The following is a 26,073-nucleotide window of genomic DNA, read 5'->3' as shown; positions in this document are numbered from 1 at the left end:
CTCTTAGTCGGTCAGGGCTACTGGCAGGGACAGCAAATCAGGGGCAAGTTGCTTCTTGGCCATACGCAGACCTTTGGTCACCTGAGTGCGATAACTGGAAGGCAGTTCTTCCCATTGACGGGTTTGCTTGTTCCAGATGCCTTGCTGGCTGGCATCGCGGGTCTGATAAATCAGCGCGGTACGTCCAACGCGCAGGAAGTCCACATTACGTTCCTGGCCACCGACAGTGTGCAAGCCACTGTAGGCTTCCAGGGTGCGGCCGTAATCCATCTCAATCTGATAGGCTTCCATCACGCGGCGGAATTTTTCGGACGGTGCCACATCGGCACGTTCCATCAAACCAGCCAGATCGGCCAGACGCTTGCTGCGCTCTTCAGGCAGGAAAGGCACATCCAGTTCAACAAATTGTTTCAGGCCTTCAATCATGCGTAACATCAAAGGGGTGATCTGGCGTTCGATGACACTGACTTCATCGATGGCTTTGTTCAGGTCGTCTACTTCTTTAAGCTGATTATCGATTTGCTTACGCAGTTGCGCGTTGTATACCAGCAAACCGTCAATTTCTTTATTAATGGTCTTAAACTGCTGCAGTTTATTGTCAATCTGGTCCGTCATCTTGTTGATTTTTTCCTGCGAACCGGCTGCAGATGTATTGATCTTGCCAGCCTCTTTCACCACAGGTTCAAGATACTTGTCTTCTTGTGCCATTGACGGGGCGGTGACTGCCAGGGAGGTGGCAAGCACGGCCAGCGGAAGTAGTTTCAAAAGCCTCATACTGTCAAACCCTAATTAAAAAAGACCAGCGGGATACTGATCTTTGGAATTCGCGCACAGGATAGGGGTTAAGCGTGACAGTTTTATTACAGACTGATGACTAACTGGTGACCCTTTTCGGCTGGTATCAGACTACAAACTTTTGTAACACGGGGATTAAAGACTGAGGAAAAGACAGGCAATTGTGACAAAAAAACGGTAAAGAAAGGGCCGCAAGCCGCGGCCCTTTAAACAGCAAGTTAGAACTCGTAAGAGAAGCTGGCGCTGACTTTGGTACCCACTTCCTTGTACCACATTGTCAGGTTTTCCTGCATGATCTCCTTGTCTTCACCCAACAAGTTCTGCACTTTGAACTTCACTGTGGTATTAAAGTTAGGATAGTAACTATACACAAAGTCCAGCGAGTTGAATGGTTGCTCCTGCGCGTCTTCATTGCCACTCACACCCGGCACAATGATCCTCTCACCAAAGGCGTTGTACACCAATGAAGTAGAGTGATTACCATCATCTGAATCCCAACCAAACTGAAGGTTAGCAACCCATTTTGAGTGGCCGACCAAGCGGCGCTCATCATTAGTAATAGATGTTGTTACCGTGCTGGCGTTTAAGGCATCACGTAACTGCTGGTTATACAGCGAGTCCGGGTTATCACGACCAATCTTCACATTGGAATCAGACAAGGTGATGTTGCCAGACAGGAAGAAGCCAGCCATGTCATTAGACAGGAAGCTCAGATCCTGCAGGAATTCAACTTCCAGTCCATACAGCTCTCCTTCTTCAGCGTTGGCGGTCAACAGCTGAGGAGTACCTTCACCACCACTGAGTTCAACCATCTCAATCGGGTTAGTCATGTCTTTGTAGAACAGAGCAACCGATAGGTTGTTGCCGGACTCTTTATACCACTCCCAGCGCAAGTCGGCATTTTTCAACTCGGCACTGCGCAGCAGCGGTGAACCGCGCACCAGGAACTCGGTCAGAGGGTCAATAAAGAAGCTTGAACTGATATCGCGCATATCAGGACGAATGGCCGTTTCACTTACGTTAAAACGAATCTGCATCTCGTCATCAAGAATGTAAGTCAAGGCCAGGGACGGGAATAACTCATCTTTGTTGAAAACGGTATCCGCAATGTCATCACCACTTACCGCAAACAGATCTGTGTGCGCCTGATAAGGAATAGACACCTGCTGGAACTGCTCCCAACGCAAACCGCCACTGATCCGCCAGGTCTTGTTAATAAAAGCATCACCCATCAGGTAATAGGCTTCCAACTTAGCTGCAGCGGAATACTTATCACCGTCGGCCGTGCCGTCCTGGAACAGCCCTCGACCTGTCGCACTGGTATAAAAGTCAGGATTAGCAATATTATCAGGGGAGAAGATTTGATCCAGTCTGACACCCTGTTTGTATTCATCACGAATACTGAAGTGTCTAATCCCCAGATCGATACTCTGCGCTTCGCGGGTTTTCTCCCAATAATCGCCACCTATCTTCCATTCCACTTCCCAGTTTTCACCGGACATGGGGTAGGCAAAGTTCCAGCCCACTGTGTCTGAGTCATCTTCCAACTGCTGATACTGTCTGTTCAGGTTGGTGGCCGCCAGATCTTGCAGACCTTCGTAAACCACGGCGCCATTGTCCATTTCTTTTTCAAAGGTGGCTTCCAGAATATCCGGCGCATCGCGGGTCGCACGGCTGGTGCCGACATACCAATCCAGGTAGGCGAAATTCAGCCAGGGGAAATTATGCGTGCCTTTAAGTTGGCTGGTGATCATCTCCCGTTCTTCAAAGATGATATCCAGACGACGCAGCTCGGTTTCCCCTTCCTCTGACTCGTTGGCGTCAAAGTAATCTCTGTTTCTTACTCTGTCTCGCATATCGTGCAGGATCATATTGGTCAGCTCAACCTTGTGGTTATTGTTAAATTCATAACCGACGTTGAACATGCCACTCCAGCGAACACTCTGCTCTGTGGACAAGCCATCAAGATACTTGGTGAAACATCTTTCACCACTGTTATCACAACCACCGCCCAAATCTGAGCCGTTCTTCTCATTGGCGACAGTCCACTCCTGGTCGTACGCCATAGTCGCCAAAAACCCTAGCGTTCCTTCGCTACCCACCTGGAATTGGTTACCTACTGTCGCACCCAGGTTGTAGTTGGGATCAACGCTTTTTTCATCGGGTCCGATATCCCAGTTGAAAGCAGAAAGCATGGCCTGCGTGGTCTGTAGATTCGTTATGCCTTCCACACCTGTTGAGCCACTATTACGCAAGGCATCAGCTATGATACCGGGCAGTTCGCGGGTGCCATCGTCTTTCCCCATCCAGTCATCATCGCCACCGGTATAAAAGTAGCCATCTTCATTATTGGACGTGTTGTAACCAGCACCGCCACTAATATTAAAGACAAACTCAGATGGAATGGACTTAGTACGAATGTTAACGTTACCACCGCCAAAGTGGCCTGGCATGTTGGGAGAATAAGACTTCTGAACGTTCAGGCTTTCGATAATATCAGAAGGGAACAAGTCCAAAGGCACAACAGAGCGGGTTGGATCCGGGCTCGGCACCATCATGCCATTCAATTGTGTACTGGAATAGCGTTCACCTAATCCGCGCACGTAGATAAACTTGCCATCCACCAAGGTCAAACCGGTAATACGGCGAAGCGCTGAAGCGGCGTCTCCATCCCCCGTTCTGGATATTTGCTCAGCACCCATGATATCTGCGACAAATGCCTGATTCTGACGCTCTTGCAGCACAGCAGAAGCAGTACCTTTTAAGCGACTTGCCGTGGCAATCACTTCTTCCATGGCCTGGTTTTGATCGTCCGACTGTGCCATAGCCACCGGGGCAGACACAAAAGTGCTCAGTGCTGACATCACGGCCAAACTGAGCGCTGTTTTTCTAGACACAAAATGTAATGTCTGTTTCATGAATTCACTCCTAAGTAACTGGTAAAGATGCTTGCCGCAAGTAACAGCTAAGGCGCATCAACGCGCCTTAGCTTTTCCTTGCATTACGTTTTTAAAACGCCGGCTTAGTCATCCAGACCCACAGTTACCCAACCAGAAGTCCAGTCGTTGTCGCTACTCATGGCACCAATATAATCGGTGGCATCAAAGAAGCTGTTCAGGCTGGAAGCGTCAAAACCGTTACCCAGCAGAACCGAACCTGCAGCAGGTTGATAACCAGTCAGTCCCAGCTCGCTGACAGTGAGAGTACTGTTACCTTGCTGACCTTCAAACCAGGCTTGGGTGGTGCCACCACTGATGGTGTCAGAACCGAAAGTATCTGCACCATCCGCACAGGCAACGATGGAATGCGTCATGCTCAGTTCACCAGAACCGGCATTGGCAATGGCTTCAGCACCGTTAACTCGCAGACAGTTGTCGTAACCAGCAGGACCCGTTACTACCAGGTTTTTAATTACACCAGCAGTACCGTTACGCAGACGTACACCGTTCACACCATTGGCACCAATAATGGTGACATTAGAAATTGACGGCTTAGTCAAAGGTAACCAGGCTGGGTGATCTTCGTTGTTGTCGGCTTCAATAGCATTGTCACCGCCTTCTTCACTCTGTTTGATCAACACGTACTGGGCATTGCCCGTCCAGCCGAAAGACCAGTCCAGAGAGTCATCACCAATGGCAGTCAGAACCACGTGCTTAACGTTAACGGTACCACCAAAGAACTCGATACCATCGTCCAGATTCTGGTGAACCTGAATATAATCAACATCAGTACCTGAACCCACACCGGCAAAGCTGATACCGTTGAGTTCATCACCGGCGGCCAGGGCCTTACCAGCATGTTTCACCACAACATATTTCAGCGTTCCAGAGTTGTCTTCAGGGTTATTACCACCAAACAGACCAGCATCCCCTTCGGCTGGCACGCCACATGACGTCAGCTCTGCTTCAGAAGTGTTGCTGTCATCACCGGTGTTACACAGGTTAGATGGGGCATTACCCATAATAACCACCCCCCCCCACTGACCGATGGAAGTTTCCTGACCAGTCATGTCCTGTACTGAGGTCATGATGATTGGCGCTGAGGCAGAACCTACCGCTTCAATTTTTGAACCACGACGTACAACCAGGAAGTCATCGCCCACTTCACCGAACAGAGTGGTACCACGCTCAATGTACAAGGTAGCGCTACTGGCATTGTCTTCACCCACACCAATGCGGCCTTTCAGCAACCAGTGTGCGTCATTGCTCAACACCACGTCCTGAGTGAAGGTGTGGTCAGCCGTCAACTGGTAAACAGGCTTGTCAGTGATATCAGGGAATTGAGCAGACACATCAGTTGCCAGACCTTGAGCCATGGCATTGCTGATATCAGATGGGATGTCTGAGTTTACTGCAACAGTCCAGCCTTCCATCCAGTTAAACTGGCCATCAAATGCACCTATATGTTTGGTCGCAGCAAAGAAGCTGTCATCCTTAGACATATCGTAACCGGCATTCAGCAGCGGAGAGCTGGATTTAGGTGTAAAGCCGTCAGTGGCAAGCAGCAACTCATCAGCTGTTTTCACACTGTTGCCTTCCTGACCGGTAAACCACTGTTCAGTCGTCTGGCCACCAAAGCTATCGCTACCGAAGTTATTGGCGCTCTGACATGCGACCACTGAATGGGTCACACTCAGGTCACCACTCACAGCATTGGCTTGAGCTTCTGCACCATTGACACGCAGACAGTTTTTGTAGCCCTCACCTGCTGTAACCACCAGGTTCTTAATGGTTCCGGCTGTACCGTTACGCAAACGTACACCGTTTGTTCCGCTGGCACCCACAATAGTCACGTTGGACAGTTTAGGTGTCGTCAGAGGCAGCCAATCCGGGTTGTCTTCGTTGTTGTCAGCTTCAATACCATTGTCGCCACCCGCTGCGCTTTGCTGGATGTAGACATTCTGTGCTTTACCTGTCCAACCGAAAGACCAGTCCAGAGAATCGTCACCGATGTCAGTTAACACAACGTTGCGAACATTCACTGTACCGCCGAAGAATTCAATACCGTCATCCAGATTCTGGTGAACCTGAATGTAGCTTACGTTGGTTTTAGAACCGATACCGGCAAAACTGATACCGTTCAGTTCATCACCTGCTGCCAGTGCTTTACCAGCGTGCTTGATCACAACGTAGCGCAATGTCCCTGAATTGTCTTCTGGGTTGTTACCACCATACAGACCAGCGTCACCTTCAGCTGGGACACCACAGGATGTCAGCTCAGCCTCAGATGTCTGATTGTCATCACCGGTATTACAAAGGTTGGTTGGGGCATTACCCAGCATGACCAGACCACCCCATTGACCGATAGATGTTTCGTCACCCATCAGATCCTGTACAGAGGTCATGATGATAGGTGCAGAAGCTGTACCCACTGCTTCAATCTTTGAACCACGGCGCACAACCAGGAAGTCGTCACCCACTTCACCGAACACAGTCGTACCTTGTTCTATGTACAAGGTGGCATTGTCTTCATTGTCATTACCAACAGCTACACGACCTTTGAACAACCAGTAGGCATCATTGGTCAGAGTGACGTCAGCGGTGAACGTTGCATCTTGCTGAAGTTCGTAAACCGGCTTGTCCAAGCCGGGGAAGCGACTAGAAACATCCGTCGCTAAACCTTGAGCGAAGGCGTTCTGAATATTCGTGGGGAAACCACCTTTAACGGCAACAGTCCAACCACTCATCCAGTTGGTACCATTTGGATTGAAGGCACCGATGTAATCATTGCCGCCCAACTTCACTGGTGAATCAGCAGTCGGGAAATAGCCGTTATCTTCAAGCTTCAGTTCGGCTGCAGCCATAGTGTGGTTACCAGACTGAGATTCAAACCACTCTTGAGTTGTCTGACCACCGAAGCTATCAGAACCGAAGTTGTTAGCAGGGGTTTCACAAGCCACAATAGAATTGGTGATGGTCAGTTCACCAGCAACGGCATTAGCCTGAGCTTCTGCACCGTTCACACGCAAACAGTTTTTGTAAGTTGCTGAACCTGTTACCAACACATTAGACAAAACACCGGCTGTACCATTGCGCAGACGTACGCCATTTGTACCATCAGCACCCACGATAGTGACATGAGATACAGTGGGTTTAGTCAGCGGCAACCAGCTTGGATGGTCTTCATTGTTATCCGCTTCGATGCCATTGTCGCCACCGGCAGCGCTTTGCTGGATGTAAACGTTTTTGGCACTACCGGTCCAGCCGAAAGACCAATCCAGAGAGTCATCACCGTTATCGGTTAACACCACGTGGCTGACATTGACTGTACCACCAAAGAATTCAATACCGTCATCCAGGTTCTGGTGAACCTGAATGTGGTCTACAGTCGTACCGGCACCAACACCAGCAAAACTGATACCGTTCAGTTCATCACCAGCGGCCAGAGCCTTACCAGCATGTTTGATCACAACGTATTGAATAGTACCGGAGTTATCTTGTGGATCATTACCACCAAACAGGCCGGCGTCGCCTTCTGCCGGCACACCACAGGAGGCTAATTCAGCATCAGACGTTTGCTCATCATCACCTGTGTTACACAGGTTAGTGGGTGCTTTACCAAGCAGAACCAAACCACCCCACTGACCAATAGATGTCTCTTCGCCAGTAACATCCTGAACAGACGTCATAGTGATAGGAGCAGAGGCCGTACCTTTAGCTTCAATTTTTGAGCCACGACGTACCACTAGGAAATCATCACCGACTTCACCAAATACAGTGGTACCTGCCTCAATATGCAGCGTCGTGCTGTCGGCATTGTCGTTACCAACCGCCACACGCCCGTCAAGCACCCAGTAAGCATCGCTGGTCAGTGATACGTCTGCAGTGAAGGTGGTGTTTTCTGCCAGTCGATACACCGGCTTACCAGAAAGTTGAGGAAACTCAGAAGACACGTCAGTTGCCAGGCCCTGCGCGAAAGCGTTAGCTGGAATACCCGGTGTAGGAGTTGGGGTAGGGGTAGGTGTTGGCGTAGGAGTTGGTGTGGGAGTGGGTGTGGGTGCAACATCACCTTCATTAATTACGATATCACCACCACATCCGGCCAACGCTAACGCTGCAGCTATTGCGGACGCTTTAAAAAGTGTCTTGAGTTCCATTGAGCTCTCCAATTATAGGAATAGGAAATGTAGGTTCATAAAAACGCAAGCAAGGGTATCGAAGCTGGGTGACACTTTTGTTACAGCCAATGGCTGTAACAAAAGTTTCATGGAAATTTTGAATTTTATGGCTAGAGAACTTTATTTTTGTTTTTCAAATAGATAGACCAACCAGCCAAGCACAGCGAGAGCCGATAATGGCAATACAATGTGGCTTGCTGCCCTTGTCAGGCGGGCCTGAAGGATAAAATATCCCTTTCCACTACAACAAGTGGGGAGCCACAATAGCCAGCGATGCCTTCAGACTAGCCAGTCTGACAAGCCAGCCGCAGCGCAGCCCCTCTGTGCGATAACTGGCGTTTCCGCACATCTTCCAGCCTGGCCTGTTTAAGTGCCCTGCCCCACCAATTAAGTTGTTCCAGCATACGCATTAAGGTGCGTCTGGGTCTGTCCTGATCTTTTAAGCTGCCGTTGTCATCAAACTGTTCCCAGGCATTAATAAAGCTGACCGAGTCACGTACGCTGGCGCTTTGCAGTTCAACAAACACCTGGCGTAACTGCTCTACTGCCCTGAGTCCTCCCGAGACCCCGCCATAACTGACAAAGCCCACCGGTTTGGTGTGCCATTCGTTATTCACCGCATCGATTAACGCCTTTAAGGGGGCAGGAAAACTATGGTTGTACTCCGGCGTCACAACAATAAAGGCATCCGCCGCACCCAGCTCAGCGCGAATGCCATCCAGCACCAGATTATCCAGAGGTGCCGTACTAGTTAGGTCCAATGGGTCGATTACAGTCAGATTCAACTCATCCAGCTTGGCCAGTTCAGTGGTCACCCAATTGGTAACCGCTTCACACAAACGTCCCTCACGGGTACTCCCCATAATTACCGCAATACTCAATTTTTCCGCCATGGTGCTCTCCATTAATCAAAAGTGGGTTGTTTACTTATCAGTGCTTGTGGCATAGGCTAAAACCTCAAGTAAAGTTAAGGTCAATAGCCAAAATGAAAAAAAATCGGCAAGGTGGCAAAGGCTGTAAGGATGTGACGCAGCCTCTGACAGTCGGCCAGGTGGCCAAACGCAGTGGGGTGGCGGTGTCGGCGCTGCACTTTTACGAACAAAAAGGGTTGATTAAAAGCTGGCGCAATCAGGGTAATCAGCGCCGATACCACAGGGATGTGCTGCGTCGTATCGCAGTGATCAAATCCGCCCAACAGGTCGGGGTGCCGTTGTCTGAAATAGCCGATGCCCTGTCGTCTTTACCCGACAGTCGAGCACCCAATTCAGGAGACTGGGCCAAAATGTCTCAGGCCTGGCTACAGGATCTGAATCACCGAATTGAGACACTGACCAAGTTACGCGACAACCTCAGTAGTTGCATTGGTTGCGGTTGCTTATCGCTGCAGAACTGTCGCCTCAGAAATCCAGGTGACAGCCTGTCAGAACAAGGCTCCGGGGCAAGGTTGATCGATCCTGACTGAGTCTCAGACCGGGTTTTCCCAGCCAAGGTCTGCGCCACTTCATTGCTATATTTCCTGGCTGTTGAGTCAGGCTAAATGGACTAAATAAATCAGCTTGGCATGCTTTTGGCTTAGTTGAGTTTGCGATTCATTGGCTGGTATGCACAAAGCAACGCCAGCCGTCACAACAGGAGGACCAATGTTAGGCTGGGCACTGACTTTTTTTATTATCGCCATTGTTGCTGCATTACTTGGCTTCGGTGGTATAGCCGGCGCAGCCGCCGGGATCGCGAAGGTTATCTTTTTTATCTTTGTGGTGCTGCTGCTGATTTCCCTGGTGGCAGGTGCACTAAGAGGCAAACGCCCTAAACTTTAATTTCGGTTTCACAAAAGGAGTAGATTATGACAAACAACAAAACCCTGGCCATTGCTTTATTCGTGGCGACCTTGGGTCTGACCGCCTGCGACAACGGTGGCAAAGCAGAACAAGCTGGTGAAAAAGTGGACGAAACCATGGAGCAGGCTGGCGACAAGTTAGAAGATGCCATGGACAAAACCAAGGGTGCGATGCGTGACGCAGGCGACAAACTGGAGGATGCCGCGGAAAAAACCGGCGATAAACTTGAAGATGCGGCGGATACCGCCAGCGATAAAATGAAAGAGCTCTGTGAAAAAGCCAAGGAAAAAGCAGAGTTTAAAGACAAGGACTGCTAATTCCTATCCGGGGGCCTAGGGGCTGTTTATCTTTCGAGTATGATTTTGCAGCAGTTTGTGGGCCCTTTATACAAGGCAGAGTGAACGTGGTGTAGTTATTCTACATGAGTGAAGGATAACGCCGTAGAAAGGGCCCACAAGCGCTGCCCGAAGGGTTCAACCCAGCCCCTCCTGCTCTGTGTTGCCGGGCTTTGACTTAGGCCCGCTAGGCCTGCAGACCGGCGTCGTGACCAGAAGGGGCTGGATTTGAACAAAATCCATACTTGAAAGATAAACAGCCCCTAACGCCCCTTTTTTTGTGCTGGGCAATCCTTGCGTAGCAGAGACTGGATCGGCATAGAATCTATTCTTTTAAGTGATAAACTGGACTAGCAAAAACCATTGGTGAACGTTCAGGGAGAACCTATGCCTGTTGCCTTTTATTATCTGGCTGGTGGTTTAGCCAGTTTTATTGCCCTGCTGTTTAGCCCGCATCTCGTAGTTACCTTGCTGCTTGCATGGCTGTGCCTGTCTCTGCTGGCAGTCAGTCTGGCCTACTTATTTAATTTCGCCGAGCTGTTCCGAAAACGCGAAGATGGCCGCATCCCCCTCGTGATCCGTTGGCTGTTTATTCCCTTTCTGGTAGGCGTCACCCTGTATAACAGTTGGGCGAGAAAGCACGACAAAGTCCCGGCCATTCAAAAAATTACAGACAATCTTTATCTGGGCTGTCGCTTATTTACTGCGGATGTTGAAACCATTAAGAACGAAAACATTGCCGCAGTGCTGGACGTGACGGCGGAGTTCGATGCGCTTGATTGGTCGCTGCAAGGAGAGAATATCGCCTATCTGAATATTCCGGTGCTGGATCACAGTTCACCTAATGTGGCGCAGTTAAATCACGCATTACACTGGCTGCAACATCAGCATAAACAAGGCCGTAAAGTATTAGTACATTGCGCCCTGGGTCGGGGCAGGTCGGTGCTGGTTGTAGCAGCTTATTTGCTAGCCCAAAAACCTCACAGCAGTGCACAAGACGTACTTGAAAATATTCGCGCCATACGCCAGACCGCCCGTTTAAACCGATGGCAGTTTAAACAGCTTGAGTTCCTGCATCGTGAAGGCAAGCTGAGACTCAACATGCAAACCTGGATTATCGCCAATCCGGTAGCTGGAGGGGGAAAATGGCAGGAGTGCCAGGAACAAATAAAACACATTCTGGGCCAGCGACTGGACATAAAAATTGCCCTTACCAGTTTGGATGAAGATGGACAACAACTGGCAGGACAGGCCATTGAGCAAGGCGCAGACATCATTATCGCCTGCGGCGGCGATGGCACCATCACCGAAGTGGCCTCAGCCTTGCTCAATAAACCTGTGCAGTTGGGCATTATTCCCCTTGGTACCGCCAATGCACTGGCGCAAGCCTTATGCGGTATGCGCAGTAAATTACTTCCCATCGACACAGCCTGTGAGGTGATATTAGCCGGGGAAACCAGGCAAATTGACACGGCCTGGTGTAATAACAAGTTGATGCTGCTACTCAGCGCGGTAGGTTTTGAGCAACAAATGATTGAAGCGGCCAGTCGTGAAGAAAAAAACCAGCTTGGACAGATGGCCTACCTGCTTGGCTTGTGGCGTGCGATAGAGAATAACCAACAACTGGAATTAGAGGTGCAATTCGACGAAGACCCCCCTTGTATTATCCACACCCACAGCATGGTAGTGGCTAACGCGGCGCCTTTGACAACCCTATTGGCACAAGGTAATGGTGAGCCGGATTTGGCTGATGGCATGTTGGATGTTACCTGGCTAACACCGAGTGATACCTCGTCGCGCCATTTATTAAGTCTGACTGAACTGGCCGTGGCCGGATTAGCGCCCCCAAGTGAGAACATCCGCCACCAGCAGGCCACCAGGGTGCGCATCAACTCGCCTCAGTTAGACAGCTACGTCATAGATGGTGAAGTGTTTGACGATCTGCCGCTGGATATTCGCATTCAACCTGGCTCGCTACGAGTGTTAGCCCCGCAAAACTAACCCCCAAAGAAAAACTGTCGGGATATGGGGACAGAACAAACATCCCTTGCTATCCCTCAACCAGGCTATATGCGTCACAGGCCTATAGCCCCGCACGCAAAGTCCCCGAAAGGAAGCGCTTTTACTCGGTATACCTGTCAGTGATTCCACAGCCAAACCTCATACTGCTACAAAAACTGTCACCTTATGACAACAGCTCACATTAGAGCAAACAAAATAACCATTAAATATCAACAAGTTAGAAGTTGGCATCATTCTAGCTACAGTCATTATGAGTTCAATGACCAAGTCAAAGGAGACGATGATGAAACTCACAACAACCCTGATGACCCTGACAATGCTTGCAGCCCCTGTAGCCATAGCGGGCGAAAATACCTGGGAAGAAGGTGCCAAGGATGCCTGGATTGACGGTAAGGCTGAAACCACTTTACTGCTCAACACCAACCTGAATTCCTTCGACATCAATACGGATGTGAAAGATGGTGTGGTTGTCCTGACAGGTAAAGTGGACAGCGAGGTAGATAAATCCCTGGCCAGTGAGCTGATTGAAAGTCTGGACGGCGTGAACAAAGTCGATAACAGACTGGAAGTGATGTCCAAAGACAAGCCCAGCGAAATGGCGCAAACCCTGACGGATTCCAAAGTAGTAGCAGTGGTGAAGACCAGGCTACTGATTGAATCCGAGGTAACAGGTACAGATATTAATGTGGATGCCAAGCAAGGCGTAGTGACGCTAGAAGGCACAGTGGCCAGCGATGCCGAACGCGACCTGGCCGTCGCCATTGCCAAGAACACCTCCGATGTCACAAAGGTGGTGGATAAACTGGAAGTGGTTGAAAAATCATAACATCACCACGCTTAAAGGCCCATTCGTCCGGATGGGCCTTTTATATTACTGAGCCTCACTGCCTTCTAGCAGCTAAACTAGAACGAACTGATCTAGACCGCACTATCTCTGCAAATTATGACTCAGCCAACCAGAACCGCACTTGTGACCGGTGCCAATCGGGGCATAGGTTTTGAAATAGCTAAAGCATTAGCAAATGCCGGCAATATCAAAGTCTTGATTGCTGCAAGAACAGAAGACACGGCAGAAAAAGCCGCGCGCACCATTGGTCAGGGGACTGTTGGCGTAGAGCTGGACCTGCTGAACAAACCGGAGCAGCGTGTCCAGGCCATTTCCCAGGTATTAGGCCCCATAGATATATTGGTTAATAACGCTGGCATTTTATTTAATCAGGATGCCTTGAATACCGAGCGGCACGAATTGGAAATGTCACTGCAGGTGAACACTATTGGACCCTTCCTGCTAGCCCGGATACTGGGTAAGAGTATGCAGCAAAGAGGCTGGGGGCGGATCGTTAATCTGACCTCAGGCTGGGGCACCTTCTATGAAGGTCTCAATGGTCCTGCAGCTTATTCCATCAGCAAGGCCGCCCTGAATGCCATGACAGTGTGCATGGCCAGAGCCTTGGGCGACAAAGTTAAAGTCAATGCCGCTTGTCCGGGCTGGGTACGCACCGATATGGGCGGTGACAATGCCCCGCTGTCCGCCCAACAAGGTGCAGATACCCCGGTATGGCTGGCTCAGTTACCGGATGATGGCCCCACAGGTGGTTTGTTTCGTCGCCGCCAACAGTTGCAGTGGTGACCTGCAGAGCTGGACTAGGTGCGCCAGCGATTAAACGACCAGTACCACTGTTCAGGGTAGCTGAGAATAATTTGTTCAAAGCGTTCATACAGTTTACGGGTGACCAACTCAAAAGCCGTTTTATTGCGCTCAACGGGCTGATGCATAAAAGGTTCAATAAACACCTGATAGCGGCCCTCTTTTGTTTTCACTCCCCAGGCCAGCAGTAATGGCGTGCCAGCAAAAGCACTTAGCATGGCCGCACCAGCTGGCGCTCTGGTTTCCCGGCCAAAAAAATGTACATTGATATCTTCCGCATACAGGTCGGCATGTAAGGTCACGACCGCGCCTTGTTTAACCTGATTTAACAGCTTAACAAAAGCCCCGGGCTGCTTTTTTTCCACATAGCCAATCCCGGCTTTTTGATAGGGATTGTGCTTTGGGTCGATAAACTTGGGCAGATGCGACAATGTGGTTGAACGACCAGTGAGTCGCTGCAATGCCAGCGGAACCAACTCGTAACAGCAGGTATGCAGCGTTACTACGCAAAGCCCCTTGCCTGAAGCAAGATACTGGGCAGCCTGCTCGTCACAATGTATATCCATCTCCAGTTCTGCCAGGTTTAAACAATCCAGCAAGCCCTGAATAATGCCAGTGTAAGATTGCCGGACCATAGTCCGCCGCTGCTGATCAGACAATAAAGGCAAAGCCAGAGCGAGATTATTTATCGCGCGTTTGCGTGTGCGGCTGGACAGCCGCAGAATGATTCTGGCCAGCATGCCAGCCAGCAAAGGCCGGCGCGCAGCCGGAATACGCGCCAGATACTTCATCAAGCAAAGCGCCAGGCGATGTCGAAGCTTATGTCTCGGCCTAGACATACTCAATACTCTTTTGGATAAATTCGCTCAGATTTGCCATGTCACTGAAGGTCTCAGCATCAAAATCTGCATCTTGCAAATCCACATCAAATCGCAGCTCTAACTCAGTGATAAGCATCATCAAGGCCATCGAATCAAATTCTGCTATAGCCCCCAGCAACAGGGTGTCGGCCTGAAAATCTTGTGCGGGTCTGGCCAATATTTCACCTAGTATCTCTGCCAACCTTTGTTGAACTTCCATTGTCTGATTCCTGAATTGAAACTAGTGGCATGATAGAGCCGGGACCGATATAGATCCGTAGTAAAACTGTCAGGTTGTGTAGCCAAGTGTTGGAAATTGTACTGTTGATGATAGGGCCAAAATGGCGGGCACTGACGGCTTAACAGATAAAGCGGGGGGCTTTACTGATATACTTATGCTCAGATCTTGGCTCATGGTTTTGGATGTTACGCCGTTGTCCCAGCAAATTAACTTCCCCCGGGTTTTAAAGCCGTTCATTTTGGTATGTTATATAACACTAGCATGCCATGTCATGGCATTGTCCGAACATCCAGCAGCCAGCAACAGCAACAGCAACAGCAATGACGACTCTATGGTGCGTGATTTGGCGTCTTTGGAACGCATCAAACATTCCCAACCATCTGAGGCTCTGTTGCAAACACAACAATGGCTTGAACAACTCACCAATGATGACCCGCTGCAATTGCCCCTGACCCTCCAGTTGGCTGAAATTCACTACCTGCTGGACAACCTGGACCAGGCCAATGTTATGGTTCAGCATCTGTGGGAGATGGCCCAGCGTGCGCATTCGATTACTTATCAGGCAAGCGCCCTGAAATTAAAATCTATGTTAGCCCGAAGCCGGGCAGAATATGCAAGCGCACGCCAATATTTGCTGGAAGCCAAACAGCTGTTAGCAGCGCAACCTGACACTGGCCTGCAAGCAGAACTCTTATATGAGAATGCCATTCTGGATTTCTTTGAGGGGCATATAGAACGCGCTTTGCAACATGTTCAACAAGCCGGACAGGCATTCACGCAAGCTGAAAACTTACGAATGCAGGGTAAAGCCGAAAATATTGTCGGCATTCTTTTGGGTACCCAGGGGCGTTATGAAGAATCACTGCAGGCCATGCTTAGCGCACTGGACATTGCACAAAAGCTCAGCGACGGCAATACGCAAACGGCGTTACTGAACAATATCGCAGTCACTTTGCAAAAGCTTGATGACAGCCAGGGTGCCATCCGTACCTATCAGCAGGCACTGGCACTAGCCCAAAAAATGGGTGACAAACAAAGCGAAGCCCTGGCTCTGGTCAACCTTGGTAGCAGCCATCTGAGCCTAGAACAATGGCAAATCGCCCAGGACTACTCAACACAAGGATTGAGATTGGCCAGAGAATTAAATGCCCGGGTGACTATTGCCAGGGCACTCAATAATCTGGCGCAGGTGGCCAGGCAACAAAACCAGCCCAGACAAGTTTCTGCACTTGCCGAAGAGGCGTTGGAAATCGCCGAACAAACCGGTGATACCAGCGCTTTAGCGGGTCCGTTAAATCAGCTGTTTTGGGTACATATGCAAACCCGCTCATATCAGGCAGCACTGGCCATGGCGGATCGCCTCTACCATCTGGCCATACAACACAGCGATGAAGAAAATCAGGCCGATGCGCTGGCCATGCGCACCCAGGCTTATACTGCGATGCAGCAACCTCAATTGGCCCTGACTGCGCTACAGGAACAAATGAGCATACAACAAAGGTTGTCAGAGCAGCAGAACAATCGGCAATTAGCCGCGATGCGAAGTCGCTTTGAAGCCGCACAAAAGGACCTTGAAATTACTAAGCTTACCCAGCAGCAAAAGCTGCAAGCCGTTGAACTGGAAAAAGCCAAGCTTGAATTACAAAGTCGCCAGGCTCAGCGCAATGTCATGATGCTTGCTATGCTGGCTGCTTTTTTGTTGTTCTTTATGCTTTACCGACGTTGGAACCAAACGCGCCTGACCCGTCATCTGGTAGCTGAAGTGGCAAAGCGTACAGAGGATTTAAAACGTAAAAACCTGGAATTGAAAAGTGCCTATGAGATTGTTGAGCAGAGAAGCCTGACCGATGAGTTAACCGGCCTGCGTAACCGGCGTTATCTGCTCAAACATTTGCCGCAAAATAGTTCGGCCGCTTCAGGTCATTGGCTGTTCTTCCTGATGGACATTGATCATTTTAAACAAATTAATGACACATTCGGCCATGCAGCAGGTGATTTAGTCTTAGTGCAAATGGCGGAACTTCTGGGCACGGTGTTCAGGAAAACGGACTACCTGATTCGCTGGGGTGGCGAAGAATTTCTTATCATGGTGCAGAGTCAATCACTTAGCAGTGCAGCAGACTATGCCCAGCGTCTGCGCAATTTGGTGGCAAGCTTCAATTTCAATATTGGTCAGGCTGAACCACTAAAGGTCACATGTTCCATTGGCTTTACCAATTTGCTAACACAGAATGTACAACTCTGGAGTCAGGCCATCGAGCTGGCAGACAAGTGTTTATATAGTGCCAAACACAGCAGCAGAAATGCCTGGGTAGGACTGCTGATGCATTCCCCATGTGCTGCCACGCTGACCAAGCTGCTAAGTAATCCAGAGCTGTCAAACGAACAACAGGGCGTCATGCTGGCGTCTTCTGTCTCAAACAAACTCTTATGGCATTGATTTGATCAATACCGTCATGGCAGATCCACAGAGTGATGGGTGTGGTGCCGAGACATGAGGCTCCTCGACTATATGCAGCAATCCAGGCCGAATCCCCAGAGCAATCAGCTCCCTTTTTACCGCTTCGGCTCTGGCTAAGGCCAGACTGGCAGGTAAACATTTTCCGGTACCATCATCACAGTAACCGTAGATAAGGGCCAGAGACTGCGGATTCTGCTTAATCAGTTCCGCTTGCTGGAATAGCTTGCCTACCTCTGTGGTGGCTATTCTGGCGCCGCCACTGGGGAAACTGACCAGAAGCTCTTTCAGGGCTCGTCTTTGCATGTGGAGAGGGGACATACAACGGTCTCCGATATTGTATTTTTCTGAATCCTTGGAGAAATGAACGTGCGCCCGTCCTCAGGCGCACGTTGGTTGGGAAGGGTACAACTTAGTTGCTTTGATATTTGTCAAACTCAGCGCGTGAGATCTGGCCGTCACCGTCTGTGTCGTACTCGTCAAATACTGCAGCCAGACGACTTTCAGCCGCTGCCTCTGCCTTACTAATTGCACCGTTACCGTCCTTGTCCAGGGCAGCAAAAAGGTCGCTAGTGGCAAATGCGCCCATGGCAGGCAGGAAGAACAAAATAAATGCGAACTTTTTCATAACTTTCTCCTTTGACTTTGTAGTCCCGGCCAGCAGATTGGTTGAGGGTCAGCCGGGCAGGCAATATTGCCTGGTTCACGATAACGGTTTGTTTTGTTACCGCTTGCAAAGGACATTACAACTTCGATGCCAACTTTTATTTTTCCTTTAAAATCATACAGATAGGCATTCCATCTACTACCAGACCGGTGATATCTGTCGCCTGATTACAACATCAATTACCAGAATTCTATTTTTACCTTTTAAATCAAAAAGATAGTCTGTCATCTATCCGAAACACAAGGCATTCAGGCCTGTCATTGTGGCGTTCTGGAAGGTTGAGGGCGGTCAATGCCGCCCGCAACTAAATTCGAAACACAGATACCTGGCCCTGCAACGTCACGGCCAGGCGAGACAGATCGTCACTGGCCTGGGCATTCTGGTTGGAGCTATCGGTGACAAGGGCAATACTGGAGCTAAATTCATTGACATTGGCACTAATTTCATTCGCCACGGTAGTTTGCTCTTCCGTGGCGGTGGAGACTTGTATATTCATATCCGCAATAGTGGTTAGCGAAGTAATAATTTCTTTTAACACCAGTGAGGACTCTTCTGCATGGCTGACACTGTCTGATGCCATTTGCTGAGCCTGGCTCATACTGTCTACTGCCTCCCCGGCTGCCACCTGCAGTTTGCCAATCATTTCACTTATGGACTCGGTGGCCTTTTGGGTATTATGCGCCAACTGCCGAACTTCGTCGGCCACGACGGCAAATCCTCGCCCGGAATCCCCGGCTCTGGCCGCTTCAATGGCGGCATTTAGCGCCAGCAAATTAGTCTGTTCAGCCACATTCTGAATCAATTGCACTACCTGATTGATGTCATTGGCCTGACTATGCAACTGCTGAATCACTTCGGTACTGCGGTTCACCACCGCAGACAGTTGATTAATCGACTGGATATTCTGCTGTACTTTGCCCTGCCCTAGCTGCGCCTGTTCATCGGCGTCATTGGCTTTTTGTGATGTCAGCAGGGCATTTTGCGCCACTTCCTGAATCGCCGCAGTCATTTCTGTCACAGCCGTGGCAATCTGGGTACTTTGATGCTCTTGCTCGGTGGCAGTACTGGCCACCTGGGTACTGATGGCATGCATTTCTTCAGCGGATGCTGCTAAGGTGCTGGAAGCCTGAATTACTTCTTTTACTAAGCTATGCAGACGCTCCAACATTTGGTTAAAGCCTTCGGCTGTTTGAGCAATCTCATCTTTACCTATCACCTTGGCCCGCAGGGACAGGTTAGCTGACTGGGCAATATCAGTGATGGTGTTTTTCAAACCAACAAGCGGGTTATTAACAGAGCGGTAAATGACCCAGGCCACAACCAGCATCAGGATAAAAAGCACCACAATTTTGATGATAAACATGGTGACAGTGCTTTCATAATCACGGGCAACCTGTTGACGAAACGCATTGGCTTCATCCAATTGCAGTTGGATAAGCTCTGCATAACCAGCACTTAGCGGGTCGAAAGCCTGATACAGTTCTCTGACAAACTGATTAGGATCCACACCGGCCAGAACGCCTTGCTCAAGCATACGCCTGTAATCGCCAATCTTACTCAACACACCAGTTAGACTGGCTTCAACCTGACGCACAAGATCAGCTTCGCGCTGTGTCAGCTTAGTGGATTTGTAAGCCTGCCACTCTTTATCCGCCAGCTCTTGCGCGGCTTGCAAACGTCGGCGCAATTCATCCTTACTGATCACTCCAGCCCGGTATTTGTGCAGGATATCAACGATCTCTACCGCATAATTGTCTGACACCACTTTAATCTGTTGCAGTGGCACTACTCTGTCATTGTACAAACTGTCAATTTGATGATTCAGCTGCCGCAGGTCCTGTAAGGAATTAACGGCGGATAAGGCGAAGAAAAACAGCGGCAGTGCGACTAGTATGACTAACCGCACTTTAACCGAAAGTTGATTGAGCATGATGTGTTCTCTTGTCACAGGGGCAAACTACATCCTTAGCTTATGTCCTCCCGGCAAATATTTTTTTGTCCGAGATCAGTCCTTTAGCACTTGGGACTAGTTCAGTGTATGCCACAGTCTGATAGTTCTCCAATCGAATTCCGGATTTCGTCATTCATATAAACAGCAGGCGTAGTGGCGAATCCCATCACAGATATTCAGGGCCCAGATTGAATTAAGAAAAAGTAATTTAAAAACACAAGCAATATACAAATATGACAAAATTATTACAGCCAAGATGAAAAAGAAATCAGTTGATACAATTCCCCCTTAGCTCACGCCATTTATCACTTTAAATCTCAAACATGACTGGGTAGGATGCGCCCCGCAAACTTGTTTGCAATAAAAAATGACTAAGGAACATCATGAAAAAAATTAATGTAGTGCTTACTTCTCTTCTACTTGCTTCTTCCACAGTAATGGCACAAGAATATCAACTGTTCAGCGAACTGAACTATAACCGCACCGAAGTGGGTAAGCTGGATAACGATATCCTGGGTATCGGCGCCACTTACTACTTCGATAAGCGTGCGGTGTTAGGCCCATTGGCTGAACTGTCCTACATCAACGATAAAAGCAACGTTTACGGTGCTTACCTTGACGCAGAAGGCGATGTAAACGCGCTGAATGTAGGCGGCGAACTGTTTTACAACAATTTCCTGATTGGTGCCGAGTACACTCGTTCCGAAGTAGGCAGTGAAGATTATGACAGCTCCACTGTGACGTTGGGTTACCTGATCAACCCCAATTTCCTGATTAAAGCCGACTACACCGACCAGGAGCACGGCGGTTATGCCACTTTTGGCGCACAGTACACCCATCAACTGGGTGGTGTTGACTATGTTGGTTTTAGCGTGAGCACCGATGATGAATTCGATGTTTGGGGAGCTTCTACCAAATACTTCGCTGGGCTGGGTCAGGACCGCTTTATTGCTGCCGAATTGTCAGTAACAGACAACGATGAAGATACTGACTGGGGTATCAGTGGTGATTACTACTTCACTACTATGACATCTGTAGGCCTGAGCTATGATGACCTGAATGACAATAATGTCTGGGGTATCAATGCCAAGCATTACTTCACTAACAACTGGGCAGTATCTGCGGAATACAAAAACACCGACATCACCAAAGACCATGATGCAGATTTTTACAGCATCAGCTTGATCGGCCAGTTCTGATAAGTCAGTAGTCTGAAGGTTAACAAGCGGAGCAACAGCTCCGCTTTTTTATGTCCAGGGATGGACGGTATGACGATGTTGCAGGGAACACTCATCGGCGATGTCCAGGGATGGACGGGCAGAAAAGCCGCTCCTGCGTTTTCTGCACTTCCACCGTCCGTGGCGGGCGTATGCCGATGTTGCAAGGAGCACTCATCGGCGATGTCCAGGGATGGAAGTGCAGAAAAACCGCTCCTGCGTTTTCTGCACTTCCACCGTCCATGGTGGTCGTATTCTGATGTGGCAGGGAGCAATCGTCGGCGATGTCAGCCCTCAACTGCCGATTCGTCCACCACCTTGTTTGGTAATTACCATCACAGACGGCCGTGGTGGCATATCATCCCTGAAATCCGGCCAACGTGTTTTGGGATTATCATAGCTGCTGCCGTCGCCCGGGTGCTGTACCGAACAGAAAAAATTCTGCGCATCGGGGGTAAAAAACGGGCCGCACAATTCTGCCCCCATTGGTGTACGTAAAAAGCGTTTGGTCAGGGCACGGTTATCACCTGTGACTTCGGTCGCCCAAACGCCATCAGCCACCCCAAAGGCTTCCGCACCGTCGGTGGCAATCCATAAATTACCCAGGTTATCAAAGGCACAGTTATCCGGGCAGGCCAGCCACCCATTATCACTGATGTTGGCATGGTAATGAGTCCCGGCGTCTCCCTTGCGCCCCGCAACCAGAAGCAGATCCCAACTAAAGCTATCGGCACTATGATCGCCCTGTGGCGGAGTCAGTTCCAGCACCTGCCCGGCCAGATTTTTGGCTCTGGGATTGGGCCCATCGATTTGCGCTTCGGTACGTCTGCTATTGTTGGTCAGCATCACATACACCTGGCCGGTCACCGGATTCACTTCCACGTCCTCGGGCCTGTCCATTGGCGTCGCACCCAGCAGGTCGGCGGCCTTGCGGCAATCGAGCAGGACATCGGCCTGGCTTTGGAAGCCGTTTTCTGCGTTCAATGGTCCCTGACCAAATACCAGTGGCAACCACTGCATGCTGCCATTGTCTGCGAAGCGGGCACAATAAAGCGTACCTTCATCCAGCAGGCTTAGATTGGCTTTGCGGTTATCCGGCTGGTAACGCCCTTTACTAATAAAACGGTACAGATATTCAAATTGCTGGTCATCGCCGCTGTAAGCCACCACCCGGCCGTCGCGATTAATAAATACATTTGCGCCTTCGTGCTTATATCGGCCCAGGGTGGTGCGCTTTTTCGGCACGGAGTGAGGATCATAAGGATCAATCTCCACCACCCAGCCTACATGCAGTGGTTCGCTGGGGTTTTCACGCATATCCCAGCGTTTGTCCAGCAAACCCCAGCTACTGTGAAACACTTCCTGCATACCAAAGCGCTGGTAGTTTTCCACTTCGCCGCTTTGGCTAAAGTCACCGCCAAAGAAGTTGTCCACATTCTCTTCACCGGTGAGTATGGTGCCCCAGGGGGTAACGCCGCCAGCGCAATTGCCATAGGTGCCGCGGGTTTTAACGCCATCGGTACTATATTGACTGTGAAGTCGCTGACTGCCTGCCGCGGGGCCGGTCATTTGCATCGGTGTATTGGGGGTAATACGCCGGTTGTAGGCAGAGTCCAGCACCAGGCGCCACTGGCCATTATCCTGCTTCTTAATCTCCACCACGCTCAGACCATGGGCGGCAATATTCACCTTTATTTGCTCTTCGCTGAGCTGCAACTCATCTGGTGAACCAGGAAACATCATGCCCGAGCGGCAGTATTCGTGATTCACCACCAGCAGCCCATGTTCAGAGCTGTCTGACCCCATGGGCAAAGGGACAAAACCGATAAAGTCGTTGTTGTAGCCAAATTGCCTGAGCTGATGCTGTTCAGTCTGATTGGCCGGATCAAAACGCGGCGCATCAGCAAAAAGCGGGTCACCCCAACTCACCAGCACCTGGGCATTGTAACCTTCTGCGACGGTAAAGTGGGCATCCAGGGCATGGGGCAGCTCTTTAAACGTTAGTGTGCTGCTGGCACTCATGCCTTGGCCTCTGCCACTTGCCGCTATAGTGCCTGCACAACCTGACAGCACGGCAGCCGCGCCACTCAAGCCTAAGCCTTTAAGGGTGCTTCGGCGTGACAAACGTACGGCAAGGATAGATTGAAAATCGGGGGAAGTTAGGGGCTTTTGCGACATTGATGTCTCTGCTACTTGTCCATGCTGCACAGCCTCGTTTATGCAACGGGCCAGTGCAGGATTAAAAGCGCATAACACTATAACGACAAGATGACAGCGGCGTGACATCTAAATGACAAACCGCTGATCTTTTTGGAGATTATCTTAACAGTAACAGTGGGACCCTGGCTTGCCCCAGCATTTTCAGGGTAAAGCTGCCCAGTAACATTTCCCGCAAACGGCTATGCCCAAACGACCCCATCACCTGCAACTGAATGCCGTGCTGCTGCTGGTAGGCCAGCAGTTCCTGGTCAGGAATACCATGCAGATTAGCCTGGATAACCTGCAACTCTGATACTTCCAGACTTTGCGCCCCGCGCTGAAGTATCTCTTTGCTTTTATCCGCGTCATCCCCCACATACACCAGATGGCAAGTCATGCCCTTAAACAAAGGACTGCTGGTTAACAACTCCAATGCGCGGCAGGCCGCTTTACTGCCGTCATAGGCGAGCATAATACGTTGTGGCTGTTCAAAATCGCGGTTTACCACCAGAATAGGGCGATGCAGTGAGCGCAATACCGTTTCCAGTTGATTGCCTAAACGTCCGGGCTGATTGGCATGATCCTCGCCACGAATGCCCAGCGCCAATACGCGGATCTCATCTTCCAGTTCGACCAGGGTCTCGGTCAGGCTGCCATGGCGCTGGCACAAAAGCGGCTCTTCGATACCCATAGATTGGGCCCTGCTCCTGGCATTCTCCAACAGCAGTTTGCCCTGTTCGAGCAAAATCTTACTGCGCTTGGCTTCCATTTCTGACAATTCCACCAACAAGTGCTCACGACTGCCCAGCCCGATATTGCCGGATAAATCCGACACCATGACCGGCTCACGGTGCTCCAGATTGTGTAGCAACTTTAGCGGTGCGCCTACCCGACCGGCCATCCAGGCCGCATAATCGGTCACCGCGGCGCTGATAGCAGAGCCGTCAATCCCTGCCAGCACTTTCCTGTTGTCATTTGCCATTAATGTAAAACCTTTTCAATATCTTCTGGCTTATCATGCTGACCAAAACGATCCACGATAGTTTCACTGGCCTTATTCAGACCAATCAGCTCCACTTCGGCCCCTTCACGGCGAAACTTGAGCACGACTTTATCCAGGGCGTCCACCGCAGAAATGTCCCAAAAATGGGCACGGCTTAAGTCAATCACTACTTTATCAATGACTTCCTTGAAGTCAAAACCGGCGGCGAATTTGTCTGCGGAGTTAAAAAATACCTGCCCCACCACTTTATAGGTGCGAGTGCTGTTATTGCTGTCCAGACTGGCATCCAGGTACAGAATGTGACTGACCTTGTTGGCAAAAAACAAGGACGCCAGCAACACCCCGACAAACACACCATAGGCCAGGTTATGGGTGAATACCGTAACCAATACGGTAGCCAGCATCACAATGTTGTACGACAGAGGATAGGTTTTCAGTTTGACCACGGAGTCCCAGCTAAAAGTACCAATAGACACCATGATCATCACCGCGACCAATGCTGCCATCGGGATCTGTCGGATCCAGTCACTCAGGAACACCACCATAATCAGCAGAAACACCCCGGCCACCAGTGTAGACAGACGTCCACGTCCACCGGATTTGACATTAATAACCGACTGACCAATCATCGCGCAACCGGCCATTCCGCCCAGCAAGCCGGCACCAATATTGGCAAAGCCCTGGCCTTTACATTCACGATTTTTGTCGCTCTGCGTATCGGTCAAGTCATCCACTATGGTTGCCGTCATCAGGGATTCCAGCAGTCCCACCACTGCCAGCGCGGCAGAATAAGGAAAGATAATTGCCAAGGTATCAAAATTCAGCGGCACCTCTGGCCACAGAAAAACCGGCAGGGTATCCGGCAGCTCGCCCATATCCCCGACGGTGCGAATATCCAGCCCCAGCAGCAGATATACCGCCGTCATGGACAAAATACACACTAAGGGTGACGGGATAACTTTGCCAATTCTCGGCACATGGGGAAACAGGTAGATAATCCCCAGCCCGGCCGCCGTCATGGCGTACACATGCCAGGTGACATTGGTCAGTTCGGGTAACTGCGCCATAAAAATCAGGATAGCCAGTGCATTGACAAAGCCCGTGACCACAGAGCGGGACACAAAAGACATCAGGCTGCCCAGCTTCAGATAGCCGGCCAGAATCTGCAATACCCCGGTCAGCAACGTCGCGGCCAGCAGATACTGCAAACCATGCTCTTTGACCAGTGTCACCATGACCAAGGCCATCGCCCCGGTTGCAGCGGAAATCATGCCGGGCCGGCCGCCAATAAAGGCAATAATGGTGGCGATACAAAAAGACGCGTACAACCCCACTTTGGGGTCAACACCTGCAATAATGGAAAAAGCAATGGCTTCAGGGATTAAGGCCAGCGCCACCACCAGACCTGCAAGCAGATCGGCGCGCACATTACCAAGCCAATCCTGTCGGGTTGAGTGTAAAAGCATAATATTCCTGCGGAGTTTAATGTCGGCCTAAGGGTCTGTCCCCAAGCATAGGCCAAAGGTACAACTTGTCAGCCAATTCACCTTTTCAGGTTAGACTGGCGTCGGTCGAAGGGCGCGATCATACGGATTGACCGCTTTTACCGCAACTGCCCGCCGAATGTCATTGAACAGCGTAAAAACTGCGACAACTGAGGTTATATCCTGGCGAATGCTTGTTAGACTTAAGCTTTTGAATCTGGCCAACAACCTATAGGGA

At 50.1% G+C, this 26,073-nt stretch carries 20 protein-coding genes; 8 read left to right on the top strand and 12 right to left on the bottom strand.

Annotated elements, in window-relative coordinates; translation table 11 throughout:
• Nucleotides 1–3: 3 nt before the first annotated feature.
• The 4 genes from CSR04_RS18405 to CSR04_RS18390 all read right to left on the bottom strand — a co-directional run bounded on the left by CSR04_RS18405 (nucleotide 4) and on the right by CSR04_RS18390 (nucleotide 8,805).
• Entirely contained in the window at nucleotides 4–774 is a 771-nt protein-coding gene (locus tag CSR04_RS18405) for a DUF3450 domain-containing protein (RefSeq protein WP_102797793.1), read from the bottom strand.
• A gap of 239 nt (nucleotides 775–1,013) precedes the next feature.
• Complete coding sequence (locus CSR04_RS18400) at nucleotides 1,014–3,713, bottom strand: TonB-dependent receptor domain-containing protein (RefSeq protein ID WP_172449416.1); 2,700 nt, start codon at nucleotides 3,711–3,713, stop codon at nucleotides 1,014–1,016.
• A 104-nt stretch (nucleotides 3,714–3,817) separates the two neighbouring features.
• Entirely contained in the window at nucleotides 3,818–7,891 is a 4,074-nt protein-coding gene (locus CSR04_RS18395; RefSeq protein ID WP_102797792.1) for a hypothetical protein, read from the bottom strand.
• A gap of 305 nt (nucleotides 7,892–8,196) precedes the next feature.
• Nucleotides 8,197–8,805: an NADPH-dependent FMN reductase gene (locus CSR04_RS18390; protein ID WP_102797791.1), complete on the bottom strand. Its 609-nt coding sequence runs from the start codon at nucleotides 8,803–8,805 to the stop codon at nucleotides 8,197–8,199.
• A 92-nt stretch (nucleotides 8,806–8,897) separates the two neighbouring features.
• Here CSR04_RS18390 and soxR point away from each other — a divergent pair, with 92 nt between their 5' ends.
• From soxR to CSR04_RS18360, 6 genes are all read left to right on the top strand, one after another.
• Complete coding sequence (soxR, locus tag CSR04_RS18385; protein WP_102797790.1) at nucleotides 8,898–9,374, top strand: redox-sensitive transcriptional activator SoxR; 477 nt, start codon at nucleotides 8,898–8,900, stop codon at nucleotides 9,372–9,374.
• A 178-nt stretch (nucleotides 9,375–9,552) separates the two neighbouring features.
• Entirely contained in the window at nucleotides 9,553–9,729 is a 177-nt protein-coding gene (locus CSR04_RS18380) for a DUF1328 domain-containing protein (RefSeq protein WP_102797789.1), read from the top strand.
• A gap of 26 nt (nucleotides 9,730–9,755) precedes the next feature.
• Nucleotides 9,756–10,067: a hypothetical protein gene (locus CSR04_RS18375; protein WP_216362593.1), complete on the top strand. Its 312-nt coding sequence runs from the start codon at nucleotides 9,756–9,758 to the stop codon at nucleotides 10,065–10,067.
• A 405-nt stretch (nucleotides 10,068–10,472) separates the two neighbouring features.
• Nucleotides 10,473–12,086, top strand: coding sequence for a diacylglycerol kinase family protein (locus CSR04_RS18370; RefSeq protein ID WP_102797788.1), 1,614 nt, complete (start codon nucleotides 10,473–10,475; stop codon nucleotides 12,084–12,086).
• 304 nt (nucleotides 12,087–12,390) lie between these two features.
• Nucleotides 12,391–12,933 carry a BON domain-containing protein gene (locus CSR04_RS18365; protein ID WP_102797787.1) on the top strand — a complete coding sequence of 181 codons (543 nt, stop codon included), beginning with the start codon at nucleotides 12,391–12,393 and terminating at the stop codon, nucleotides 12,931–12,933.
• A gap of 117 nt (nucleotides 12,934–13,050) precedes the next feature.
• Nucleotides 13,051–13,737, top strand: coding sequence for an SDR family NAD(P)-dependent oxidoreductase (locus CSR04_RS18360; RefSeq protein ID WP_102797786.1), 687 nt, complete (start codon nucleotides 13,051–13,053; stop codon nucleotides 13,735–13,737).
• A 14-nt stretch (nucleotides 13,738–13,751) separates the two neighbouring features.
• Here the strand turns inward: CSR04_RS18360 and CSR04_RS18355 are convergent, their stop codons facing one another.
• Together CSR04_RS18355 and CSR04_RS18350 are read right to left on the bottom strand one after the other, a co-directional pair.
• A complete protein-coding gene (locus CSR04_RS18355) occupies nucleotides 13,752–14,594 on the bottom strand; it encodes a lysophospholipid acyltransferase family protein (RefSeq protein ID WP_102797785.1) in 843 nt (280 codons plus the stop codon).
• Nucleotides 14,587–14,835, bottom strand: a complete 249-nt coding sequence (locus CSR04_RS18350; protein WP_102797784.1) for an acyl carrier protein — start codon at nucleotides 14,833–14,835, stop codon at nucleotides 14,587–14,589. Before CSR04_RS18350 ends, CSR04_RS18355 begins: the two co-directional genes overlap by 8 nt.
• A 292-nt stretch (nucleotides 14,836–15,127) precedes the next feature.
• On the opposite strand from CSR04_RS18350, the gene CSR04_RS18345 reads away from it, so the two are divergent.
• On the top strand, nucleotides 15,128–17,296 hold the full coding sequence (locus tag CSR04_RS18345; protein WP_172449415.1) for a tetratricopeptide repeat-containing diguanylate cyclase: 2,169 nt from the start codon (nucleotides 15,128–15,130) through the stop codon (nucleotides 17,294–17,296).
• On the opposite strand, the gene CSR04_RS18340 is transcribed toward CSR04_RS18345, so the two are convergent.
• The 3 genes from CSR04_RS18340 to CSR04_RS18330 all read right to left on the bottom strand — a co-directional run bounded on the left by CSR04_RS18340 (nucleotide 17,285) and on the right by CSR04_RS18330 (nucleotide 19,911).
• A complete protein-coding gene (locus tag CSR04_RS18340) occupies nucleotides 17,285–17,635 on the bottom strand; it encodes an OmpA family protein (RefSeq protein ID WP_102797782.1) in 351 nt (116 codons plus the stop codon). The two genes, CSR04_RS18345 and CSR04_RS18340, sit on opposite strands and share 12 nt — an antisense overlap.
• A gap of 91 nt (nucleotides 17,636–17,726) precedes the next feature.
• On the bottom strand, nucleotides 17,727–17,942 hold the full coding sequence (locus tag CSR04_RS18335) for an EF-hand domain-containing protein (RefSeq protein ID WP_102797781.1): 216 nt from the start codon (nucleotides 17,940–17,942) through the stop codon (nucleotides 17,727–17,729).
• A 343-nt stretch (nucleotides 17,943–18,285) separates the two neighbouring features.
• Nucleotides 18,286–19,911, bottom strand: coding sequence for a methyl-accepting chemotaxis protein (locus CSR04_RS18330; RefSeq protein WP_102797780.1), 1,626 nt, complete (start codon nucleotides 19,909–19,911; stop codon nucleotides 18,286–18,288).
• 404 nt (nucleotides 19,912–20,315) lie between these two features.
• Here CSR04_RS18330 and CSR04_RS18325 point away from each other — a divergent pair, with 404 nt between their 5' ends.
• Entirely contained in the window at nucleotides 20,316–21,131 is an 816-nt protein-coding gene (locus CSR04_RS18325; RefSeq protein WP_102797779.1) for a putative porin, read from the top strand.
• A gap of 312 nt (nucleotides 21,132–21,443) precedes the next feature.
• On the opposite strand, the gene CSR04_RS18320 is transcribed toward CSR04_RS18325, so the two are convergent.
• From CSR04_RS18320 to CSR04_RS18310, 3 genes are all read right to left on the bottom strand, one after another.
• Nucleotides 21,444–23,327 (bottom strand): PhoX family protein, encoded by a 1,884-nt coding sequence (locus tag CSR04_RS18320; protein WP_102797778.1) that lies wholly within the window; start codon nucleotides 23,325–23,327, stop codon nucleotides 21,444–21,446.
• A gap of 139 nt (nucleotides 23,328–23,466) precedes the next feature.
• A complete protein-coding gene (locus tag CSR04_RS18315; RefSeq protein ID WP_102797777.1) occupies nucleotides 23,467–24,330 on the bottom strand; it encodes a universal stress protein in 864 nt (287 codons plus the stop codon).
• Nucleotides 24,330–25,817, bottom strand: coding sequence for a SulP family inorganic anion transporter (locus CSR04_RS18310; protein WP_102797776.1), 1,488 nt, complete (start codon nucleotides 25,815–25,817; stop codon nucleotides 24,330–24,332). Before CSR04_RS18310 ends, CSR04_RS18315 begins: the two co-directional genes overlap by 1 nt.
• Nucleotides 25,818–26,073: the final 256 nt, after the last annotated feature.

Origin of the sequence: Bowmanella denitrificans (assembly GCF_002887595.1) — a bacterium.
GTDB classification, from domain to species: domain Bacteria; phylum Pseudomonadota; class Gammaproteobacteria; order Enterobacterales; family Alteromonadaceae; genus Bowmanella; species Bowmanella denitrificans.
Note: the sequence above shows the minus strand (reverse complement) of the source record. Positions and strands in the feature narration are given on the sequence as shown.

Coding starts and splice junctions, on each gene's coding strand:
- CSR04_RS18335 (WP_102797781.1), bottom strand. CDS start 17,942: ATGAAAAAGTTCGCATTTATTTTGTTCTTCCTGCCTGCCATGGGCGCA.
- CSR04_RS18345 (WP_172449415.1), top strand. CDS start 15,128: ATGGCATTGTCCGAACATCCAGCAGCCAGCAACAGCAACAGCAACAGC.
- CSR04_RS18360 (WP_102797786.1), top strand. CDS start 13,051: ATGACTCAGCCAACCAGAACCGCACTTGTGACCGGTGCCAATCGGGGC.
- CSR04_RS18320 (WP_102797778.1), bottom strand. CDS start 23,327: ATGTCGCAAAAGCCCCTAACTTCCCCCGATTTTCAATCTATCCTTGCC.
- CSR04_RS18315 (WP_102797777.1), bottom strand. CDS start 24,330: ATGGCAAATGACAACAGGAAAGTGCTGGCAGGGATTGACGGCTCTGCT.
- CSR04_RS18375 (WP_216362593.1), top strand. CDS start 9,756: ATGACAAACAACAAAACCCTGGCCATTGCTTTATTCGTGGCGACCTTG.
- CSR04_RS18365 (WP_102797787.1), top strand. CDS start 12,391: ATGAAACTCACAACAACCCTGATGACCCTGACAATGCTTGCAGCCCCT.
- CSR04_RS18400 (WP_172449416.1), bottom strand. CDS start 3,713: ATGAAACAGACATTACATTTTGTGTCTAGAAAAACAGCGCTCAGTTTG.
- CSR04_RS18405 (WP_102797793.1), bottom strand. CDS start 774: ATGAGGCTTTTGAAACTACTTCCGCTGGCCGTGCTTGCCACCTCCCTG.
- CSR04_RS18395 (WP_102797792.1), bottom strand. CDS start 7,891: ATGGAACTCAAGACACTTTTTAAAGCGTCCGCAATAGCTGCAGCGTTA.
- CSR04_RS18340 (WP_102797782.1), bottom strand. CDS start 17,635: ATGTCCCCTCTCCACATGCAAAGACGAGCCCTGAAAGAGCTTCTGGTC.
- CSR04_RS18370 (WP_102797788.1), top strand. CDS start 10,473: ATGCCTGTTGCCTTTTATTATCTGGCTGGTGGTTTAGCCAGTTTTATT.
- CSR04_RS18390 (WP_102797791.1), bottom strand. CDS start 8,805: ATGGCGGAAAAATTGAGTATTGCGGTAATTATGGGGAGTACCCGTGAG.
- CSR04_RS18355 (WP_102797785.1), bottom strand. CDS start 14,594: ATGTCTAGGCCGAGACATAAGCTTCGACATCGCCTGGCGCTTTGCTTG.
- CSR04_RS18330 (WP_102797780.1), bottom strand. CDS start 19,911: ATGCTCAATCAACTTTCGGTTAAAGTGCGGTTAGTCATACTAGTCGCA.
- CSR04_RS18350 (WP_102797784.1), bottom strand. CDS start 14,835: ATGGAAGTTCAACAAAGGTTGGCAGAGATACTAGGTGAAATATTGGCC.
- CSR04_RS18325 (WP_102797779.1), top strand. CDS start 20,316: ATGAAAAAAATTAATGTAGTGCTTACTTCTCTTCTACTTGCTTCTTCC.
- soxR (WP_102797790.1), top strand. CDS start 8,898: ATGAAAAAAAATCGGCAAGGTGGCAAAGGCTGTAAGGATGTGACGCAG.
- CSR04_RS18310 (WP_102797776.1), bottom strand. CDS start 25,817: ATGCTTTTACACTCAACCCGACAGGATTGGCTTGGTAATGTGCGCGCC.
- CSR04_RS18380 (WP_102797789.1), top strand. CDS start 9,553: ATGTTAGGCTGGGCACTGACTTTTTTTATTATCGCCATTGTTGCTGCA.